Raw genomic sequence first — 20,638 nt, 5'->3', positions numbered from 1 at the left:
GGAAAACACCGGGCGGGGATCTCTCCCGCTCGCCCATCGGTGGGCATAGTGTGAGGTGATGGATCGTCGCATCTTCGGGCTGGAGAACGAGTACGGCGTGACCTGCACGTTCCGGGGCCAGCGCAGGCTGTCCCCCGACGAGGTCGCGCGCTACCTGTTCCGGCGGGTCGTGTCCTGGGGCCGATCGAGCAACGTCTTCCTCCGCAACGGCGCACGCCTCTACCTCGACGTAGGCAGCCATCCTGAATACGCAACCCCCGAGTGTGACAACGTCATCGAGCTGGTCACCCACGACAAGGCGGGTGAGCGGATCCTGGAGGGCCTTCTGGTCGACGCCGAGAAACGGCTGCGCGAAGAGGGCATCGCGGGAGACATCTATCTCTTCAAGAACAACACCGACTCGGCCGGCAACTCCTACGGCTGCCACGAGAACTACCTGGTGGGCCGGCACGGCGAGTTCGGCCGGCTGGCCGACGTGCTCATCCCGTTCCTGGTGACACGGCAGATCATCTGCGGCGCCGGCAAGGTGCTGCAGACGCCGCGCGGCGCCGTCTACTGCGTCTCGCAGCGGGCCGAGCACATCTGGGAGGGCGTCTCCTCGGCCACGACCCGGTCGCGGCCGATCATCAACACGCGCGACGAGCCGCACGCCGACGCCGAGCGGTTCCGCCGCCTGCACGTCATCGTCGGCGACTCCAACATGAGCGAGACCACGATGCTGCTCAAGGTCGGCGCCACCGACCTGGTGCTGCGCATGATCGAGGCCGGCACGGTGATGCGCGACCTGACCCTGGAGAACCCGATCAGGGCCATCCGGGAGGTGTCGCACGACATGACCGGCCGGCGGAGGGTGCGGCTGGCCAACGGCAGGGAGGCGTCCAGCCTGGAGATCCAGCAGGAGTACCTCGCCAAGGCGAAGGACTTCGTCGACCGGCGCGGCGGCGACGCCATCGCCCACCGGGTGCTGGAGCTGTGGGAGCGCACGCTGCGCGCGGTCGAGACGGGCGACCTCGACCTGGTGTCGCGGGAGATCGACTGGGTGACGAAGTACCAGCTGATCGAGCGCTACCGCAAGAAGTACGACCTGCCGCTGTCGTCGCCCCGGGTGGCGCAGCTCGACCTCGCCTACCACGACGTCCACCGCAGGCGCGGCCTCTACTACCTGCTGCAGAAGCGCGGCTCGGTGGAGCGGGTGGCGTCCGACCTGAAGATCTTCGAGGCGAAGTCGGTGCCTCCGCAGACCACCAGGGCGCGGCTGCGCGGCGAGTTCATCCGCAAGGCGCAGGAGAAGCGCCGTGACTTCACCGTCGACTGGGTGCACCTCAAGCTCAACGACCAGGCCCAGCGGACGGTGCTGTGCAAGGACCCGTTCCGCAGCGTCGACGAGAGGGTGGACAAACTGATCGCGGGCATGTGACCTGGACGGCTTGACAGCATGGGTTTACCTCCGGCCTACCCGGCTTCAGGTAGGGTGACGCGAATCTGACCGTCTGTTCCGAGGGAAACCCATGCGCCGCGCTCTGGCCGCTCTGGCCGCCGTGCCTTTGCTCCTCCTCGCCGCCGCGTGCGGCTCCGAAACGACTCCGGCCGGCGACGGGTCCGCGGGGGTGAAGGTCGCCGGCCAGGTGGGCGCCAAGCCCACGGTGACCTTCCCCACCGGTAATCCCGCCACCAAGTCGTCGTACAAGGTCCTGGAGGCCGGCACCGGCCCCGCGGTGAAGGCGGGCGACCAGCTCATCGTCAACCTGTCCGTCTGGAACTGGGACGGCAAGGGCAACGCCCTGCAGGGTTCCACGTACGACACGAAGACGCCGGAGACGCTGCCGGTGAACGAGCAGCTCCCGCAGCTGCTGCGCGACGGCTTCACCCAGCTGAAGCACGGCGGCCGCCTGCTGGCGGTCATGGCCAACGACCTCACCACCCCGGCGGCGGGGCAGACCGCGCCGGCGGAGCCGACCAAGGTGTTCGTCATGGACGTGGTCGGCACCCAGCCCAAGGCCGCCTCCGGCGAGGAGACCGGTGAGACCCTCAAGGGCGTCAAGGTGGACAACCCCGGCGGCGACCAGGCGCCCACGCTCACCACGAAGACCTCCGACAAGCCGTCCAAGGAGCTGGTGGTCAAGACCCTCATCAAGGGCGAGGGCGCGCCGGTCAAGGGCGACCAGACGCTGACCGTCCACTACACCGGCAAGATCTGGGGCACCGACAAGGAGTTCGACTCCAGCTGGGGCCGCGGCGAGCCGGCCTCGTTCCCGCTGGCCCAGGTCATCAAGGGCTGGCAGCAGGGGCTGGAGGGCGTGCCGGTGGGCAGCCGCGTGGTGATGAGCATCCCGCCGGACCTCGGCTACGGCGACCAGGAGCAGCAGGGCATCCCGGCGAAGAGCACGCTGGTGTTCGTGGTGGACGTCCTCTCGGCGGCCTGACGCGGGACCTCTGACGGCGCACAGCGGGCGTGCCGCCCGGGACGGGAGGCACGCCCGTCGCCTTCGAGCTGCCTGTGACGCTTCGGGATGTCGTCGACGACGGGCGGCGCGGTAGCATCGCGGGGCTCGATCCGGCGCGAGCATGATCCGCCCGGGGCCACCGGGGCTCCCGCAGCCGCGGTGGTCACCGGCACCAAGCGGCTCACGCTCCGCGACGCCGACCGCGCAGGGAGGTCACCCGGTTGCCCACCCCACTCCTCCGGCCCGCACCCCGCCGCTCCCTGGCCGTGCTCGCGTCCATGGCCCTGGCCCTGGTGACGGCGTGCACCGGGGCGGAACCGGGCGAGACCGAACCCCGGGTGACGGGACCCTTCGGGGCCCGGCCCTCGATCACCTTCCCCGCCGGTGCGCCGCCCGCCGAACCGCGCGTGGCGGAGCGGACCGCCGGTCACGGCGCGCCGCTGGAGCAGGGCGGCGTGGCCGTCGTCCAGTACACCGCTCACCTGTGGGACGGCCGGGAGAACCGGCTCGTCGCGTCCACCTTCAACCGCGGCACCCCGGAGGCGCTCCCCTTGGGCGCGCTGCACCCGGGCCTCGACGCCGCGCTCCGGGGCCGCCGGGCGGGCAGCCGGGTGACCGCCGCCATCCCCCTCGGAACGTCGGGAACCCCCGCAGGGGAACGCCCTCCCGGCCCCCAGGCCGGGCCGGCCGCACCCGGCGTCCGAGCGGACGCCGTCGACCACGTACCCAGGGCCCACGGGCGGGTGGATCTGTTCTATGTGGTCGACGTCCTCGGGGCGCATCCGGGGCGGGACGCCGTCGAGGCGGGTGCGGGGGTGATTGCCGGGGTGCGGGTCGGGGGCGGGGCGGCGCCCGCGCTGGCGATCCCGGACGGGGAGCCGCCGGGCGGATTGACCGCCAGGATGCTGGCGCGCGGTTCCGGCCGGGCGGCCGAGGCCGGGCGGCTGCTCGTGGTGCAGTACGCGGGCGCCACCTGGAGTGAGCGCCGGGTCTTCACCTCCACCTGGCAGCGCGGCCGCCCCGAGGCCGTCACCCTGGGCGACGGCAGCCTCGTGTCCGGCTGGAACCGGGCGCTGGCGGGCGTGCCCGCGGGGAGCCGGGTGGCGATGGTGGTGCCGCCCGGTGACGCGCACGGGGACGCGGGAACCGGCGGGAGCGCGCGGATCGCGCCGGGTGAGACGCTCGTGTACGTGGTGGACGTGCTCGCCGTCTACTGATGTGCCGGCCGCGCCGGAACCCGGCGGCCTCGCATTCCCGCCCCTGTCAGGACGGGCGCGAACTCCCGTACGCGATCACGCGGGTCCGGAAGGGGCGGTGAACCGTCCTAGACTCCGGCTGTGAGCGACGACGACCTCGATGCCCTCGGCCTGCTGCACGATCCCGTACGGCGGAGCCTGTACGAGGCGGTGGCCGGTCGCGGCGGTGAGGTGGGCAGGCAGGAGGCGGCGGAGGCCGCCGGGGTCTCGCGCACCCTCGCCGGCCACCACCTCGACAAGCTCGTCGAGGCGGGGCTGCTGGAGAGCGGGTTTCGGCGGCCGGAGCGGAAGGGGCCGGGCAGCGGCCGGCCCGCCAAGGTCTACCGCAGGGCCGCGGGCGAGCGGTCGGTGAGCCTGCCGCCGCGCGACTACGCCACGCTCGCCTCCGTGCTCGCCGACGTGGTGGAGGGGCTCGGCGCCGAGGAGCGGGCCGAGCGGGCCGCCCGCGTGGCGGGGGAGCGGCTGGGCCGGAGCGGCGGCGGCCGGCCGGTGGAGGAGGTGCTGCGCGAGCGCGGTTACGAGCCGTACGCCGACGGGGACGCGGGCCTGCGGATGCGCAATTGCCCGTTCCACGTGCTCTCGCGCGAGCAGCCGCTGCTCGTCTGCTCCATGAACCTGGCGCTGTGCCAGGGGCTGCTCGAAGGGCTGGGTGAGGATCCGGGGCGGGCCCGGCTGGATCCGAGACCGGGGGAGTGCTGCGTCGCCCTTTCTAAAACAAACGAAGATTGACATAGAGGGTGGGGGATGGTTCGCTGAACGTCATGCATCTCGCCCAGCTCAACCTCGCCCACCTGCGCGCGCCCGTCGACTCGGCCGAGCTCGCCGGGTTCGTCGCCCTGCTGGAGCCGATCAACGCGCTCGCCGACGGCTCTCCCGGGTTCGTGTGGCGGCTCAAGGAGAGCGAGACCGACCCCACCGCGACCGTGGTCCACGACTACGGCGACCACCTGCTGATCAACTTCTCGGTGTGGGAGGACCTCGACGCGCTGTGGAACTACGTCTACCGCAGCGGCCACCTGGAGGTGCTGCGCCGCCGCCGGGAGTGGTTCCGGCGGCTGGCCGAGCCGACCATGGTGATGTGGTGGGTGCCCGACGGCGTCATCCCGACGCTCGCGGAGGCGATGGCGCGGCTGGAACGCCTCAAGGCCGAAGGCCCCGGCCCCGAGGCGTTCACGTTCAGGGACCCCTACGACGCCAGCAGTGAGGCCGCCAGCCTGCCCGCCGCCGCGGACGCCAGGAAGTAGGGCAGGTCCTCCTCCAGCCCCCGGCCCATGGTCGACAGCCGCACCGGTGAGCCGCGCAGCGCCTCGTGCAGGCCGTCGACCTCGACCGGCACCAGCTCGTGCCGGACGGCCAGCAGCTCGGCCTGGTCGCGCACCCGCCGGCCGAACTCGCCCGGCAGCATCGGCACCGGCACCCGGGCGCGGACCAGCGCCACCCTGCCGTAGGCGGTCAGCGAATGGTGGGAGATCCCGTAATGCCGCTCGCGCCGGTCGCCCTCACTGACCCGCAGCGCCGCGACCGGCCGCCCCAGCAGCACCGAGGCCGCGTTGACCGCCTCGCCCGCCGACACCCCCGAGAACCCCCACCGCGTCCCCGAGCCCAGGTTGCCGGGCCCCTGCGCGACGACGGCCACGTCCGCGCCCAGCACGTGGCGGGCCGCCAGCAGGCCCGTGTGGGTGGTGACCGCCTCCACGTCCCCGCCGAACGCCTGCCCGACCGTGACCGTCCCGGCCAGCCAGCCCTGCTGCCGCAGCGTCGCCGCCGCCATCGAGAACCACGCCGGCAGCGCCCCGCCGTCGAGCATCACGTACGCGACCCGCACCGAACGGCCCGCGGCCGCGTACAGCCCGCACAGGATCGGCGCCAGCGCCGAGTGCAGGTCGGCCACCACCACCGGCATCCCGTCGACCGAGTCGGCCTCGCGCAGCGCCTCATGGTAGGGCGAGCCCTGCTCGTCCGCGCTCAGCACCGTGGCCTGCAACGGCGTGTAGCGAGCCTTCACCAGGTGCCCGGGGCCTTGAGGATCTTCCGGCAAACGGTTCGGCACGGCCACCACCATGGCGTAACCTCCCGTACCGAGACCCATCGCGAGTGCCGTCGTGTTGAGCAGCACCTCGTCGCCGGGCTCGGGACGGCCCACCAGAGACGGGTAGGCCAGCGCCCGGCACGGCACGCCAGGCTCCGAGCCGGGCGGGCCGTCCTCCTCGGGGACGGCGACATCCAGTTCCATCGCTCCCGGCCACTCGCGCCGGATCCGTATGACCTCGCCCTTGCGCCATCTGATCACGGGGGCAGGGTAGCGTCGTTGGAGGAGGAGTGAGCGGATGTCGCGCCGGAAGACCGAGCGGTTGCTGAATCTGGTGATCTGTCTGCTCGCCACCCGTCGTCCGCTGCCGGCCGAGCAGATCAGGCACGCCGTGCCCGGTTACGACCGCGACAGCGACGAGGCGTTCCAGCGGATGTTCGAGCGCGACAAGAACGAGCTGCGCGAGATCGGCATCCCCATCGACGTGGTGCGCGACCCGTGGGAGGACGAGCCGGGCTACCGCATCGAGCGGCAGTCCTACGAGCTGCCCGAGATCACGCTCGAACCCGACGAGGCCGCCGTGCTCGGCATGGCCGCCCAGGTGTGGCAGCGCGCGAGCCTGGCCGAGGCGGCCTCGGGGGCGCTGCTGAAGCTGCGCGCGGGCGGCGTCCACACCGACGACGCGCTCGGCGGCGTCGGCGGCGGCCTCGGGGGAGGGGCGCTGGAGCTGCGGGTCGACACCCGCGACCCGGCCTTCCCCGCCCTGTGGCAGGCGGTGCGCGACCGCAAGGCGGTCAGGTTCGACTACCGCGGCGCCGGCAGCGAGAACGTGCACACCCGCACCGTCGAGCCGTGGGGCGTGGTGAGCCGCCGCGGCCGGTGGTACGTCGCGGGCTACGACCGGGACCGCGAGGCGCCGCGCGCCTTCCGGCTGAGCCGCATCACCGGCCCCGTCACCACCTTCGGCAGGCCGGGCTCCGTCCAGGTGCCCGAGGGCGTCGACCTGCGGGCCATGGTCGCCTTCCCGGACGAGCCCGCCAGTGGGCGCGTCGCGGTGGTGCGCGTCCGCCAGGGCACCTGTGAAGGGCTGCGCCAGCTCGCCAGGGCCGTCCGGCCTGGAGCCGACGGCTGGGACGAGGCCGAGCTGCCCTTCACCGACCCCGAACGGCTGGCCGGATGGATGGCCAGCCTCGGCTCCGACGTCGAGGTGGCCGGGCCGCCCGACGCGCGCGAAGCCGTCATCCGCCGACTGAAGGGGGCGCTGGCGTGAGCGGATCCGCCGACCGGCTGCCGAGGCTGCTGGCTCTCGTGCCCTACCTGATGTCCCATCCGGGGGCCCAGGTCGGCGAGGTGGCCGAGGTGTTCGGGCTGACCGAGAAGCAGCTCATCGACGACCTGCAGCTGGTGTGGATGTGCGGGCTGCCCGGCCACACCCCCGGTGACCTCATCGACGTGTCCTGGGACGGCGGCGAGATCCTCATCGACAACGCCGACACCATCGCCAGGCCGCTGCGGCTCGGCATCGACGAGGCCAGCGCGCTGCTGGTGGCGCTGCGCATGCTCGCCGCGACCCCGGAGCTGGCCGAGGTGCGGGGCGACGCGCTGCCGCGCGTGGTGGCCAAGCTGGAGCGGGCCGCCGGCGAGGGGGCCGCCGCCGTCAGCAGCCAGGTGGCCGTCGACGTGGACGCCGCCCCGGACGCGCTGCCCCGGGTGCGCGAGGCGCTGAACTCCCGGCGGCGGCTGTCGCTGCGCTACTACGTGCCGGGCCGCGACGAGGTCACCCCGCGCGAGGTCGACCCGATGCGGATCGTCGTCGCCGACGGCCGCACCTACCTGGAGTGCTGGTGCTACCGCGCCGAGGCGATGCGGCTGTTCAGGCTCGACCGGATGCTCGGCGTCGAGGTGCTCGACGAGCCCGCGAACCCGCCCGCCGAGGCCGAGCCGATCGACGTCGCCCAGGGCGTGTTCCGGCCCTCGCCCGCCGACCCGCTGGTGGAGCTGGAGGTGACCGCCGCCGGGCGGTGGGTCGCCGAGTACTACCCGTGCGAGCAGGTGACCGAGCTGGGCGAGGGGCGGCTGCGGATCTCGCTGCGCGCCCGCGACGACGACTGGATACTCAAACTGGCGCTGCGGCTGGGCGACACCGGCCGGGTCGTCTCGCCGCTCCGGATGGCCGAACGGGTGCGCGAGGAGGCGGAGCGGTCCCTGGAGCTGTACGCTCGCCAGACATGACGTGGATCCTGGTGTCGATCGGGCTCGGTGTGGCCGGTGTGGCCGTCCTCGGGGTCGCGGCGGCCCGGGTCACCAGCGCGGCGGCCGAGTTGAACAGGACGATTACTCATGTTCGCCATCAATTCCATCGCAAAGAGGACGCTGGGGGATGAGGCAGCGCCCTTGGCAGCGTACGATCGTGAGGAAAGACCGCACCTCGCTCTCACCATGAAGGACGTCACATGAACTTGGGACCTCCGGAGATCATCCTGATCCTAGTGGCCTTGGTCCTGCTGTTCGGGGCCAAGAAGCTGCCGGACCTCGCCCGTGGCGTCGGCCGGTCCCTGCGCATCTTCAAGGCCGAGACCAGCAAGCTCAACGATGACGACGACGACAACAAGGCGACCGTGGTGCAGGCCCAGCCGCAGGCGCAGCCGGCGCCCCCGCCGCAGCTGCACGCCGCGCCCGCGCCGGAGCTGTCGGCCGAGGAGCAGGCCCGCAAGCTGGAGGAGCAGGCCGCGCGCCTGCGCGCCGCGGCGCAGGCCGACAAGCGTCCCTGATCACCGTCCCCTAGTCCCCAGGACTCATCGATGGCGCTGCTGAAACGGTCACGGCCCAAGCCGGAGCGCGACTCCGAGGGCCGGATGCCGCTCATGGACCATCTCCGTGAGCTGCGCAACCGCCTGCTGATCGCGCTGGCGGCCGTCGCGGTGGGCGTGATGCTCGGCTGGATCGTGTCCGGGCCGGTGTGGGAGGTGCTCAAGGAGCCCTACTGCTCCACGACGCAGTCACACCAGCTCACCGGCGAGTGCAGCCTGACCTACAACGGCATCTTCTCGTCGTTCTTCATCACGCTGAAGATCTCGCTGATGGTGGGCCTGGTGCTGGCGTCGCCGGTCTGGCTCTACCAGATCTGGGCGTTCGTCACGCCCGCGCTCTATCGCGCCGAGAAGCGCTACACGATGACCTTCCTGGGACTGGCCGTGCCCCTGTTCGCCGTGGGCGCGGCGCTGTCCTACCTCATCATGGACACCGCGCTGGGCTTCCTGCTCGGCTTCAGCCTCGAGGGCACGGTCGCGACCATCGCGATCGACCAGTATCTCGACTACGTCCTGATCATGCTGCTGATCTTCGGGGTGTCGTTCGAGCTGCCGCTGCTGCTGGTGTTCCTCAACCTGATCGGGGTGCTGCCGCACGCCACGGTCGCCAAGCACCGGCGGCTGGTCATCTTCCTGATGTTCGTCTTCGGCGCGGTCGTCACCCCCGGCGGCGACCCGATCACCATGATGGCCCTGGCCGCGCCGATGATCGTGCTGTTCGCGGCGGCGGAGCTGTTCATGTACCTGCGCGAGAAGCGGCAGCCGGCCAGCGAGTTCGATCACCTGTCCGACGACGAGGCCTCGCCGCTCGGCCCCGACCTCGCCGACAAGACGCTGGAAGAGGATTCCGGAACCGCCCGGTAGGCGGTAGGTTCCGGAGGCGTGGCCCCCCATCTCGCCCTGCTGGTCAACCCCACCGCGCGCGGCGGAAGGACGCTCCGCCTGCTGGAGCCCGTCGCCCGCAGGCTGCGCGCGGGCGGCGCCGAGCTGTCGGTGATCGTCGGCGACGACGCCGCCGACGCGCTCGACCGGGCCTGCCTCGCGGTCGCCGAGCGGCCCGACGCGCTCGTCGCCTTCGGCGGAGACGGCCTGGTCCACCTCGCCGTGCAGGCCGTGAACGGCACCGACGTGCCGCTCGGCATCATCCCGGCGGGGACCGGCAACGACATCGCGGCCGCCCTCGGCGTCCCGAGCAAGGACCCGATCGCCGCCGCCGGGGCGATCCTGCGGATGCGGACGCGATCCGTCGACGCCGGCCGGATCAGCACCGACGCCGGCGAGGAGTTGTTCGCCGGGGTGGTGTGCTGCGGGTTCGACTCGCGGGTGAACGAGCGCGCCAACCGGCTGACCTGGCCGTCCGGCACGGCCCGCTACCTGCTGGCCACCGCGCAGGAGCTGCGCTCCTTCGAGCCGATCCCGTTCCGGGTCACGCTCGACGACGGCGAGCCGTACGAGCGGGAGGCGATGCTCGTGGCCGTGGGCAACACCTGCTCCTACGGGGCGGGGATGCGGGTGTGCCCGGACGCGGTGCCCGACGACGGGCTGCTGGACGTGGTGATGGTGGAGGCGGTGGGCAAGGCCGAGTTCCTGCGCGTGTTCCCCAGCGTCTACCGGGGCACCCACGTGGGCCACCGGGCCGTCACCGTCCGCCGGGCCAGGAGCGTGCGGCTGGAGGCGCCCGGCGTGGTGGCCTACGCCGACGGCGAACGGATCGGGCCCGGGCCGGTCACCTGCGAGGTGCGGCCGGGGGCGCTGACCGTCCTCACCTGAGCCGTACTTTGTAAAGGCGGTCGGCCGGAAGCGATCACCGCGAGGGCTGACCGGAATGGCGGTTTCGGTAGGCTGGCGACTATGACAACGCCAGCGGAACGCTACGCGGCCTTCCGTCAGAAATACCCGGGAGACGCCCCCGCTCTGCGGTCGTTCCGGGGCCTGTACGAGTTCGAGCTCGACGACTTCCAGATCGACGCCTGCCGGGCGCTGGAGGCGGGCGACGGCGTGCTGGTGGCGGCCCCGACCGGGTCGGGCAAGACGGTCGTCGGCGAGTTCGCCGTCCATCTGGCCCTGGAGCAGGGCCGCAAGTGCTTCTACACCACCCCGATCAAGGCGTTGTCCAACCAGAAGTACAACGACCTGGTCAAACGGTACGGCACCGCCAAGGTCGGCCTGCTGACCGGCGACAACAGCATCAACGGCGAGGCGCCCATCGTCGTCATGACGACCGAGGTGCTGCGCAACATGCTCTACGCCGGGTCGGCCACGCTGGCCGGGCTCGGCTTCGCCGTCATGGACGAGGTCCACTACCTGGCCGACCGGTTCCGCGGCGCGGTCTGGGAAGAGGTCATCATCCACCTGCCGGAGTCGGTCCGGCTGGTGGCGCTGTCGGCGACGGTCAGCAACGCCGAGGAGTTCGGCGAGTGGCTCGGCGAGGTGCGCGGCGACACCACCGTGATCGTCGACGAGCACCGCCCGGTTCCGCTGTGGCAGCACATGATGGTCGGCAACCGGATCTACGACCTGTTCCTGCCCGACGACGACGTGCCGCGCATCAACCCGACGCTGATGCGGGTCACCCGCGACGCCGAGCGGCTGCTGGCCGGCCGCCGCGGGCGCGGCTACGGCCGGCCGTCGCGGGGCAGGCCGGCCGACCGGGCTCAGGTGATCGAGAAGCTCGACGCCGAGGGCCTGCTGCCCGCGATCACCTTCATCTTCTCCCGCGCGGGCTGCCAGGCGGCCGTCCAGCAGTGCCTGTACGCGGGCATCCGGCTGACGACCGAGCGGGAGCGCCACGAGATCCGCCAGCTGGTCGACGAGCGCACCGCCCACCTGCCCGACGAGGACCTGGCGGTGCTGGGCTATCTGGAGTGGCGCGACTGCCTGGAGCGGGGGCTGGCGGCCCACCACGCGGGCATGCTCCCGGCGTTCAAGGAGGTCGTGGAGGAGCTGTTCACCCGCGGCCTGGTCAAGGCGGTGTTCGCGACCGAGACGCTGGCCCTGGGCATCAACATGCCGGCCCGCAGCGTGGTCATCGAGAAGCTCGACAAGTGGAACGGCGAGACCCACGCCGACCTCACCCCCGGCGAGTACACCCAGCTCACCGGCCGGGCCGGGCGGCGCGGCATCGACGTCGAGGGCCACGCCGTGGTGCTGTGGCAGCCGTCCATGGACCCGCTGTCGGTGGCGGGCCTGGCCGGCACCCGCACCTACCCGCTGCGCTCCAGCTTCCAGCCCTCGTACAACATGGCGGTCAACCTCGTCGGCCAGTTCGGGCGGGAGCGGGCCAGGGCGCTGCTGGAGGAGTCGTTCGCGCAGTTCCAGGCCGACCGGGCGGTCGTCGGGCTGGCCAAGCAGCTGCGCAAGCAGGAGGAGGCGCTGGAGGGCTACCAGGAGGCGATGACCTGCCACCTGGGCGACTTCGGCGAGTACGCGACGCTGCGCAGGCGGCTGTCCGACCGGGAGGCCGACCTGGCCCGCCAGCGCGGCGCGGCCCGGCGCGCGGCGGCGGTGCGCTCGCTGGAGGCGCTGCAGCCCGGCGACGTGATCCGGGTGCCCGGCGGGCGGCGGGCCGGGCTGGCGATCGTGCTCGACCCCGGTCGCAACCCGCGCAACCGGTCGGCGGCGACCGGGCCGACGCCGCTGGTGCTCACCATCGGCAAGCAGGTCAAGCGCCTCGACCCGGCCGACTTCCCGGTCCCGGTGGAGCCGCTGGAGAAGGTCCGCATCCCGAAGAACTTCAACGGCCGCTCGCCGAAGGAGCGGGCCGACCTGGTCTCCACCCTGCTCGCCAAGCTCGGCGACCGCGACCTGGGCAAGCCGCTCAGGGCGCGCGACCACGCGATGGAGGACGAGGAGGTCAACGACCTGCGCAGGCGCATCCGCCAGCATCCCTGCCACGGCTGCGACGAGCGGGAGGACCACGCCCGCTGGGCCGAGCGCTACCACAAGCTGCTGCGCGAGACCCAGGGGCTGCGCCGGCGCGTGGAGGGCCGCTCCCACGTCATCTCGCGTACCTTCGACCGCATCTGCACGGTGCTGGGGCAGCTCGGCTACCTCGACGGCGAGCACGTCACCGACGAGGGCCGCCGCCTGGGCCGCCTCTACACCGAGCTCGACCTGCTGACCGCGGAGTGCCTGCGCAGCGGCCTGTGGGAGGAGCTCGACCCGGCCGAGCTGGCGGCGTGCGTGTCGGCGCTGGTGTTCGAGTCGCGCCAGTCCGACGACGCCCGCCGGCCCAAGATCCCCGCCGGGCGGGCGCAGGACGCGCTGACGGCCATGACCCGGCTGTGGGGCGAGCTGGAGGGCATCGAGGCCGACCACGGACTGTCCACCATCCGCGAGCCCGACCTGGGGTTCGCGTGGGCGGCGTTCCGGTGGACGAAGGGCCACAGCCTCGACGCGGTGCTGATGGACGGCGTCAACGGCGGCGAGCTGGCCGCCGGCGACTTCGTGCGCTGGATCAAGCAGCTGATGGACCTGCTGGGCCAGCTCGGCGACGCGGCCCCGCCCGGCAGCGCGATCAAGCAGACCGCGACGAAGGCCGTCGACGGGATGCGCCGGGGCGTGGTGGCCTACTCGTCGCTCGTGTGAGCCCCTTTCTCCGGGCCGTGCTCCGGGCCGTGCTCAGGGGCGTGCTCAGGGGCGTGCTCAGGGGCGTGCTCAGGGGAAGGTGAAGCGGACCTCGCGGGTGGCCGGCTCGGCGGCCACCAGCCGTACGGCCACCTGTTCGCCCAGCGGCAGCGCGCCGTCGCAGCGCGCGATCACGGCCGGCTCGGTCAGTTGCACCAGCCCGCCGCGTTCGTCCGCGTCGACCACCGTGGCGGCGAACTCCTGGCCGATGCGGTCGCGCAGCACGTACGCCTCGGCCAGGTCGACGCAGGCCCGCTCGGCCGCGCCCGCCCGCCGGCCGGAGGCCGCCATCAGCTCGGGCAGCTCGGGCAGCGCCCGGCGCACGTCCGACGGCACCGGCTCGCCCGCGGCGATCGCCAGGCACACCTCGCTCGCGTACCGGTCGGCCAGCCGCCGCAGCGGGGCGGTCACGTGCGCGTACGGGGCCGCGACCGCCGCGTGCTCGGCCAGCTTCGGCGGCGCCCCGTCGAAGGCCGCGTACCCGGCGCCGCGCAGCAGCACCCGCGCCTCGTGCAGGAACGCCGCGTGCCGGGGCAGCTTGGCGTCCAGGTCGTGCACCACCGCCCCGTAACCGGCGCCGTCGGGCCACGGCACCTCCAGGGCCTGCGCCACCCGGCGCACCCGGTCGAGGTCGGCGGGGCGCGGCGCCGGCAGCACCCGCAGGAGCCCGATCTCCGCCTCCAGCATCAGCTGCGCCGCCGCCATCCCGGCCAGCAGCGACAACTGGGCGTTCCACGCCTCGGCGGGCAGCGGCAGCCGGTAGGCCAGCCGGTAACCGCCGTCGTCCGGCACCAGCTGCTGCTCCGGGGTCGGCAGCGTCACCCCGCCGCGCTCGCGCTCCAGCGCCAGCCGCAGCCTGCCGATCTCGGCCAGCAGGACGATCGGGCCGTCGGCGGTGCCGGTCTCGACCGCCGCCTGCACGTAGTCGTAGTCGAGCCGCTCGCGGCTGCGCACCCGCGCCCGCAGCACGTCCGCGCCGACCGTGCGGCCGTCACCGTCGAGGTCGATCCGCCAGACCACGGCCGGCCGCTCCGCGCCCGGCAGCAGGCTGGCCGCGCCCTCCGACAGCACCGGCGGGTGCAGCGGCACGTTGCCGTCGGGGAGATAGACGGTCGCGCCCCTGGCCCGGGCCTCGTCGTCGATCACGCCGCCGGGGCGGACGAACGCACCCACGTCCGCGATCGCGTACCAGACCCGGTAGCCGCCGCGCAGCCGCTCCAGGTGGAACGCCTGGTCCAGGTCCATCGAACCGGGCGGGTCCAGGGTGACGAACGGCAGCTCCGTCAGGTCCTCGCCGCCCGGCCGCGGCACCCGCGCCACCCAGGCGGCCTCCTCGGCCACCTTGGCGGGGAAGGCGTCCGGGAGCTTCAGCTCGCGCCTGATCCGGCCGAACCCGTCCTCGAGGCGGGCGGGCACCCCGGCCGGAACCCTGATCATGGTGGTCGACACGGGGTCAATCTATCGGGCCGGACGACTCGGGCGTTCTACGCGTTCGATGCCGATTCGGACACTCTCAGCGCTTCAGCACCTCCAGCAGCCTGTTGAGCGGGCCGTCGAGCCCGTAGCGGTCGGCCAGCTCCACCAGCGCCTCGGGGTCGCGCGGCTTGGCCGGCAGCGTCAGGTCGGCGCCGGGCAGCGGGGCGTCGTGCGCGACCTTGACCACCACCGGCGCGACCTCCAGATAGTCGCGGGCGGCGGCCAGCTTGGTGCGGGCTCCGGCAGGGAACCCCTCCGCGCCGCCCCCGTCGAGCGCCTCCAGCAGCGCCTCCAGCGAGCCGAACCTGGTGATCAGCGCCGCCGCCGTCTTCTCGCCCACGCCCGGCACCCCCGGCAGGCCGTCGCTCGGGTCGCCGCGCAGCGTCGCGAAGTCGGCGTAGCAGCGGCCAGGGATGCCGTACTTGGCGCTCACCCACGCCTCGTCGACCAGTTGCAGGTTGCGCAGCCCGCGCGCGGTGTAGAGGACCCGCACCGGCCGGGCGTCGTCGACGAGCTGGAACAGGTCGCGGTCGCCGGTCACGATGTCGACCGCGCCCCGCGCCCGGTGCGTGAGCGTGCCGATGACGTCGTCGGCCTCGTAGCCGGGCGACTCCGGCCGGGCGATGCCGACCGCGTCGAGCACCCGCTCGATCACCGCGATCTGCGGCACCAGCGTGTCCGGCACCTCCTCGGCGTCGCCCTGGGCCACCCGGTGGGCCTTGTACGAAGGCAGCGCCGCCACCCGGAAGGCGGGCCGCCAGTCCGCGTCCATGGTCGCCGCCAGCTCGGTGGGGGAGTGGCCGCGCACCAGCGTGGCGATCATGTCGATCAGCCCCCGGACCGCGTTCACCGGCATCCCGTCGGGCGCGGTGATCGTCTCCGGGATGCCGTGGAAGGCGCGGAAATAGAGCGAGGGGGTGTCCAGAAGCATCAGCACGTGCCCAGTATGCCCACCGCGAGCAGACACGCGTCGTCCTCCGGGTTCGGCCCGCCGATGTCCTCCAGCAGGCGGTCCAGGCCCTCGTCCAGATCACGGCCCGGCAGCTTGCACGCCGCCGTCATCACCAGGTCCAGGCCCTCGTCGATGTCACGGGTGCGCCGCTCCACCAGCCCGTCGGTGAACATCAGCACCAGGTCGCCGCTCCGCAGCCGCGTCTCGGCCAGCCGGTACGGCACGTCGCCGGTGGCGCCGAGCAGGATGCCGCGCGGCGGGTCGAGCCTGCTGGCCACGCCGTCGCGCACCAGCACCGGCGCCAGGTTGCCGGCCTGCGCCCAGGTGAACACCCGGGTGACCGCGTCCAGATGGCCGACCACCGCGGTCGCCGTGGTGTCGGCGAGACGGTGCAGCACCAGGTCGTTCAGCCGGGACAGCAGCCGGTTCGGCGGCTCGCCCGTCATCGTCAGGCCGATGAGCGCGTGCCGGAGCTGGGCCATGTGCGCGATCGCGGGCAGGCCGTGGCCGGACACGTCACCGATGGCCAGCAGCGCCCGCCCGTCCGGCAGCGCCGCCGCCTCGAACCAGTCGCCGCCCAGGCTCGCCGTCTTCTCCGCCGGCACGTACCGGACCGCGATCCTGGTGTGCGGCAGGTCCAGGCAGCCGGCCGGCTCGGGCAGGATCGCCTCGCGCAACGCCAGCATCACGTGCCGCTCCTCGGCGGCCTGCACCCGCGCCTCCAGCAGCTGGCGGCGCGACTCCGACATGATCCGCTCGGCGCGGCGGCGGCCGGTGATGTCCTGGATCACGCCGTGCACGCCGGTCGGCCCGCCGGGCGCCATCAGCGGCTCCAGCACCACGCGCAGGTTGCGCACGTCGCCGGCGGCCCGCCGGATGCGGAACTCGGCCTGGACCGACTCCACGCCCTGCGTCACCGTCCACAGCAGCTCGTCCAGCGCCGCGAGGTCGTCGGGCTCGACGTAGCCGGCCAGGGCCGCCAGCGGCAGCGGGCCCTCCGCCGGGTCCCTGCCGAAGATCGCGTACACCTGCTCGGACCAGACGATGCCGCCGGTGCGCAGGTTCCACTCCGCCCAGCCCATGTTGCCCAGCCGCTGGGCGTGCGCGAGCCGGGAGGCGAGCAGCTCGGAGTACCCGTCGAGCATGCTCATCGGACCTCCGGCAGGCGTGGGAACAGGACAATTGGCATCACAGTACGTGATGGCCCGTGTGCGCCGGGTACCGGGGGTCTGAGGCGTGGTGAGAGCTTTTCGCGGATTTTAGGCGAGTAGATTGAGCCCTGTGATGACGTACTCAGACTTGTATCCCGTGTCCCGCCTGGCCGCCGTGCGCGAGGCCACGGCCAAAGCCGGGGTCGACGCCCTGCTGCTGACCCCGGGCCCAGACCTGCGCTACGTCAGCGGCTACGACGCCAAACCGCTGGAGCGGCTGACCTGCCTGGTGGTGCCCGCCGCGGCCGACCCGTTCATGATGGTGCCCAGGCTTGAGCTGCCGGCCGCGCAGGCGTCACCCGCCTCGCGGCTGGGCCTGGAGTTCGTGGCGTGGGACGAGACCGACGACCCGTACCTGATCGCCGCCGACCGGCTCGGGCCGGTGGGCAAGGTCGGCGTGGCCGACCGCATGTGGGCGATGGCGTCGCTGCGCTTCCGTGACGTGCTGCCGGACACCGAGCAGGTCCTCGCCGGAAGCGTGCTGCGCGAGCTGCGGATGCGCAAGTCGCCCGCCGAGGTGGCCGCGCTGCGCGAGGCCGGCGAGGCGATCGACGAGGTGCACCGGCAGGTGCCCGGTTTCCTGCGGGCCGGCCGCACCGAGCGCGAGGTGGCGCGCGACATCGCCGAGGCCATCCTCGCCACCGGCCACGCCACCGTCGACTTCACCATCGTCGCCTCCGGCCCCAACGGCGCCAGCCCGCACCACGACGTGTCCGACCGGGTCATCCAGCCCGCCGAGCCCGTCGTCGTCGACATCGGCGGCCAGATGCCGAGCGGCTACTGCTCCGACTCCACCCGCACCTACTGCGTGGGCGAGCCGCCGGCCGAGTTCGCCGCCTACTACGAGGTGCTGCGCCGCGCCCAGGACGCCGCCTGCGCGGCCGTACGCCCCGGCGTGTCGTGCGAGTCGGTCGACGCCGCCGCCCGCGACGTCATCGCCGAGGCCGGCTACGGCGACCACTTCATCCACCGCACCGGCCACGGCATCGGCGTCGAGGGCCACGAGGACCCGTACATCGTCGCCGGCAACGGCGAGCCGCTGGAGCCGGGCTTCGCCTTCTCCGTCGAGCCCGGCATCTACCTGGCGGGAGCCCACGGGGCGCGGATCGAGGACATCGTGGTGTGCACCGAGTCCGGCGTCGACCGGCTCAACGTCACCACCAGGGAGCTGGTCGTCGTCTGACTCGCTCCCCGCGACGGCGGGCCGGGAATGTCGGGGCTGATCGCCAGCGTCCGTGCCAGGCCCGTCGCCGTTCCGGCGCGTCGTGCGCCCGGGGCGCCCCCCGCGCGGGCATGACCGTGCGGAGGCGCTCCCAGACCTCGGCGTACGCGCCGGCGTTCGCGGCCTGCTCCAGCGTCTTGGTGTGGGCCGTCCTGGCGGAGGTTGGTGGAGGTGGTGCCGGCGCTGCTGCCCGCGCCGGGCGAGCGGCCCGGGACTGACCCCCGGCCTGTGCGGGGGGCGGGGCGGCGGTTCAGAGCCACCCGCTCCTGCGCAGCAGCCGGAAGACGACGAACGCGGCGACGGCCATGAGGCCCAGGATGAGCGGGTAGCCGAACGGCCAGTGCAGCTCCGGCATGTGGTCGAAGTTCATCCCGTAGATTCCGGCGATCATGGTCGGCACGGCGATGAGCGCCGCCCACGACGAGATCTTGCGCATGTCGGCGTTCTGCCGCATGGCGACCTTGTTCTGCTCGCTGGTCACCAGCGCCAGGTGGGCGTTCAGGGCGCTGGTGAGCAGCTCGTTGTGCTCGTCGATGCGGGTGTCCACCCGCAGCAGGTGGTCGAGCACGTCGCGGAACTGCTCCCGCATGCCGGCGCACAGCTCCACCCGGCCCTTGACGATCTCGTCGAGCACCGGCACCAGCGGGTCCTGCGCGGTGCGGAACTCCAGCACCTCCCGCTTGAGCGCGTAGATGTCGGCGGTCACGTCGGACAGCGCGCCGCCGAAGACCCGGCGCTCCAGGGCGATGAGGTCGGCCTCGATCTCGTGGGAGATGCGCCAGTACGTGTCCACGACGTCGTCGCAGATGGCGTAGAAGACACCGGCGGGACCGGCGTCGAGCAGGGCGGGGTCGTTCTCCAGGCGGCGGCGCACTCCGGCGAGCGGGGCCGCCTGGCCGTGCCGGACACTGATCACGAAGTCGGCGCCGATGAACAGGTTGATCTCGCCCACCTCGACGTCCGAGGTCTCCTCGACGTACAGCAGAGGCTTGAGCACCACGAACAGGGTGTCGTCGTAGCGTTCGAGCTTGGGCCGCTGATGGGCGTGGATCGCGTCCTCGACCGCCAGCGGGTGGAGCTTCACCTCGCTGGTGATCAGGTCGAACTCCTCCCGGGTGGGCTCGTGCAGGCCGATCCACAGGAAGGAGTCACCCCTGGCGCGGGCCCGGCCGAAGGCGTCGCTGATGTCGCCGCCGATGGTCTCGCGCACGCCGTCGTGGTAGATCGCCTTGTCCACAATCACATCCGGCATTGTCGCCCATGCGGCGGCTCCGGCGACCGCCGGCAGCCCGAGCGGCCGGGGCCGCCGGAAAATCCGCAGTTGTTCAAGGGTGTATCAAATCCTCCCTCGCCCCCTCTGGGTAAGGCGAGGGAGGGAGAAGGTCATGTTCGTCGGCAGGGAGGCGGAGCTCGCGGCGGTACGGGCCGAGCTGTGCCTGGCGGCGACCGGACCGGCGCGCAGAGTGATGATCGAGGGGCCGGAGGGCATCGGCAAGACGGCGCTCATCCGGCACGCGCTCGCCGGCGCCTCCGGGACGCGGACCATCTCCACGAGCGGCGACGCCGGCGAACGGCACCTCAGGTACGGCGTGGCCCGCCGGCTGCTGCCCGACCTGGCGGCGGACGATCCGTGGACCGCCGGCCAGGCCCTGTGCGAGGCGATCCGGTGCGCGCAGGCCGCCGGGCCCGTGGTCGTGGTGGTGGACGACGCGCAGTGGGCCGACCGGCCGTCGCTGCGCGCGCTCTGCTACGCCGTGCGGCGCCTGGGCGGGGAGCGGGTGCTGGTGCTGGCCGCCTGCCGTGACGCCGACGATCCGTGGCTGCCGACCGGGCTGCGGCGGCTGCTGACCGGCGACGGCGCCTGCCGCATCTCCCTCCAGGGCCTGTCGGTCGCGGAACTGGCCAGGCTGCCCGTACGGGAGCCTGAAGGCGCGATCGGGAGCGCGGGACAGCCGCGGGGGAGCTCGGGACACCCGGACGAGGCGGCCGTCCCGAGGCGGCGGCTCCGGGGGGGTGAGGGGAGCGCGGAGCCGCCGCCTGAGGGGGTGCGCGCCCTGGCCGCACCCGGCGAACCGGCGCCCTCCCCACTGGACGGGGAGCGGACGACGCCGGGGGAGGCGCTGTCCGAGCCGGCCGCGGCGCGGCTTCGGGCGCACACGCTGGGGAACCCGCTGCACGCCCGCGCGATGCTCGCCGCCCTCCCGGTCTCGGCGCTCGCCGATCCCGGGGTGCGGCTGCCCGCCCCCGTCACGTACGCGCGCACGTTCACCCGGCGGCTGCGGTCCTGCGGGCCGTCGGCGCGGGCGCTCATCGGGGCCTGCGCGGTCCTGGGGGAGGACTGCACGCTGTACGAGGCCGCGACGGTGGCACGGGCGATGCCCGAACCCCGGGCGGGCGGGCCGGAGGGTGACAGACCGGGACGTGACGGGCCGGAGGGTGACGGGCCGGAGGGTGACGGGCCGGGTGTGAGTCCGGAACTGGACGCGCTGGAGGAGGCCGTGGCCGCCGGGGTGCTGGTCGAGGAGCCCGGCCGGGTGATCAGGTTCCGTGAGCCGCTGGGACGGGCCGCCGCCTACGACGCACTCGGCGCCGGCACCCGGGCGCGGCTGCAC

The 20,638-nt window shown here is 73.1% G+C and carries 19 protein-coding genes; 14 read left to right on the top strand and 5 right to left on the bottom strand.

Going from position 1 to position 20,638, the window contains the following annotated elements; translation table 11 throughout:
• Positions 1–58 precede the first annotated feature (58 nt).
• From pafA to OUY22_RS12960, 5 genes are all read left to right on the top strand, one after another.
• Positions 59–1,417 (top strand): Pup--protein ligase, encoded by a 1,359-nt coding sequence (gene pafA, locus OUY22_RS12980; RefSeq protein ID WP_270155146.1) that lies wholly within the window; start codon positions 59–61, stop codon positions 1,415–1,417.
• A 91-nt stretch (positions 1,418–1,508) separates the two neighbouring features.
• The gene (locus OUY22_RS12975; RefSeq protein WP_270155145.1) at positions 1,509–2,423 is read left to right on the top strand and encodes an FKBP-type peptidyl-prolyl cis-trans isomerase; all 915 of its coding nucleotides are present in this window, start codon (positions 1,509–1,511) and stop codon (positions 2,421–2,423) included.
• Between the two features lie 242 nt (positions 2,424–2,665).
• Positions 2,666–3,661 carry an FKBP-type peptidyl-prolyl cis-trans isomerase gene (locus tag OUY22_RS12970; RefSeq protein ID WP_270155144.1) on the top strand — a complete coding sequence of 332 codons (996 nt, stop codon included), beginning with the start codon at positions 2,666–2,668 and terminating at the stop codon, positions 3,659–3,661.
• Positions 3,662–3,781: 120 nt separating this feature from the next.
• Positions 3,782–4,429 (top strand): helix-turn-helix transcriptional regulator, encoded by a 648-nt coding sequence (locus OUY22_RS12965; RefSeq protein ID WP_270155143.1) that lies wholly within the window; start codon positions 3,782–3,784, stop codon positions 4,427–4,429.
• 32 nt (positions 4,430–4,461) lie between these two features.
• Positions 4,462–4,944: a DUF3291 domain-containing protein gene (locus OUY22_RS12960; RefSeq protein ID WP_270155142.1), complete on the top strand. Its 483-nt coding sequence runs from the start codon at positions 4,462–4,464 to the stop codon at positions 4,942–4,944.
• Here the strand turns inward: OUY22_RS12960 and OUY22_RS12955 are convergent.
• The gene (locus tag OUY22_RS12955; RefSeq protein ID WP_270155141.1) at positions 4,887–5,990 is read right to left on the bottom strand and encodes a DUF3866 family protein; all 1,104 of its coding nucleotides are present in this window, start codon (positions 5,988–5,990) and stop codon (positions 4,887–4,889) included. The genes OUY22_RS12960 and OUY22_RS12955 overlap by 58 nt on opposite strands.
• A gap of 37 nt (positions 5,991–6,027) precedes the next feature.
• On the opposite strand from OUY22_RS12955, the gene OUY22_RS12950 reads away from it, so the two are divergent.
• The 7 genes from OUY22_RS12950 to OUY22_RS12920 all read left to right on the top strand — a co-directional run bounded on the left by OUY22_RS12950 (position 6,028) and on the right by OUY22_RS12920 (position 13,126).
• Positions 6,028–6,999, top strand: coding sequence for a helix-turn-helix transcriptional regulator (locus OUY22_RS12950; protein WP_270155140.1), 972 nt, complete (start codon positions 6,028–6,030; stop codon positions 6,997–6,999).
• Entirely contained in the window at positions 6,996–7,961 is a 966-nt protein-coding gene (locus OUY22_RS12945; RefSeq protein WP_270155139.1) for a helix-turn-helix transcriptional regulator, read from the top strand. Before OUY22_RS12950 ends, OUY22_RS12945 begins: the two co-directional genes overlap by 4 nt.
• Complete coding sequence (locus OUY22_RS12940) at positions 7,958–8,113, top strand: hypothetical protein (protein ID WP_270155138.1); 156 nt, start codon at positions 7,958–7,960, stop codon at positions 8,111–8,113. The genes OUY22_RS12945 and OUY22_RS12940 overlap by 4 nt, the downstream gene beginning before the upstream one ends.
• Before the next feature lie 69 nt (positions 8,114–8,182).
• Positions 8,183–8,500 carry a Sec-independent protein translocase subunit TatA gene (tatA, locus tag OUY22_RS12935; protein ID WP_270155137.1) on the top strand — a complete coding sequence of 106 codons (318 nt, stop codon included), beginning with the start codon at positions 8,183–8,185 and terminating at the stop codon, positions 8,498–8,500.
• Positions 8,501–8,530: 30 nt separating this feature from the next.
• Entirely contained in the window at positions 8,531–9,403 is an 873-nt protein-coding gene (tatC, locus tag OUY22_RS12930) for a twin-arginine translocase subunit TatC (RefSeq protein WP_270155136.1), read from the top strand.
• 18 nt (positions 9,404–9,421) lie between these two features.
• Positions 9,422–10,309 (top strand): diacylglycerol/lipid kinase family protein, encoded by an 888-nt coding sequence (locus OUY22_RS12925; protein ID WP_270155135.1) that lies wholly within the window; start codon positions 9,422–9,424, stop codon positions 10,307–10,309.
• Between the two features lie 81 nt (positions 10,310–10,390).
• Positions 10,391–13,126 (top strand): DEAD/DEAH box helicase, encoded by a 2,736-nt coding sequence (locus OUY22_RS12920; RefSeq protein ID WP_270155134.1) that lies wholly within the window; start codon positions 10,391–10,393, stop codon positions 13,124–13,126.
• Positions 13,127–13,195: 69 nt separating this feature from the next.
• Here the strand turns inward: OUY22_RS12920 and OUY22_RS12915 are convergent, their stop codons facing one another.
• The 3 genes from OUY22_RS12915 to OUY22_RS12905 form a co-directional block, all read right to left on the bottom strand.
• The gene (locus OUY22_RS12915) at positions 13,196–14,614 is read right to left on the bottom strand and encodes an RNB domain-containing ribonuclease (RefSeq protein WP_270155133.1); all 1,419 of its coding nucleotides are present in this window, start codon (positions 14,612–14,614) and stop codon (positions 13,196–13,198) included.
• 64 nt (positions 14,615–14,678) lie between these two features.
• Positions 14,679–15,572, bottom strand: coding sequence for a 5'-3' exonuclease (locus OUY22_RS12910; protein WP_270155165.1), 894 nt, complete (start codon positions 15,570–15,572; stop codon positions 14,679–14,681).
• Entirely contained in the window at positions 15,572–16,744 is a 1,173-nt protein-coding gene (locus OUY22_RS12905) for a PP2C family protein-serine/threonine phosphatase (protein ID WP_270155132.1), read from the bottom strand. Before OUY22_RS12905 ends, OUY22_RS12910 begins: the two co-directional genes overlap by 1 nt.
• A gap of 133 nt (positions 16,745–16,877) precedes the next feature.
• Here OUY22_RS12905 and OUY22_RS12900 point away from each other — a divergent pair, with 133 nt between their 5' ends.
• Entirely contained in the window at positions 16,878–17,987 is a 1,110-nt protein-coding gene (locus tag OUY22_RS12900) for a M24 family metallopeptidase (protein WP_270155131.1), read from the top strand.
• A gap of 289 nt (positions 17,988–18,276) precedes the next feature.
• Here OUY22_RS12900 and OUY22_RS12895 read toward each other — a convergent pair whose 3' ends face one another.
• Positions 18,277–19,278 (bottom strand): magnesium and cobalt transport protein CorA, encoded by a 1,002-nt coding sequence (locus tag OUY22_RS12895; RefSeq protein WP_270155130.1) that lies wholly within the window; start codon positions 19,276–19,278, stop codon positions 18,277–18,279.
• Positions 19,279–19,411: 133 nt separating this feature from the next.
• On the opposite strand from OUY22_RS12895, the gene OUY22_RS12890 reads away from it, so the two are divergent.
• On the top strand, positions 19,412–20,638 hold a 1,227-nt coding region (locus tag OUY22_RS12890; RefSeq protein WP_270155129.1), incomplete at its 3' end, for an AAA family ATPase.

Origin of the sequence: Nonomuraea corallina (assembly GCF_027620315.1) — a bacterium.
Taxonomy (GTDB): Bacteria; Actinomycetota; Actinomycetes; order Streptosporangiales; family Streptosporangiaceae; genus Nonomuraea; species Nonomuraea corallina.
This window is presented reverse-complemented; position numbering and strand designations above follow the sequence as displayed.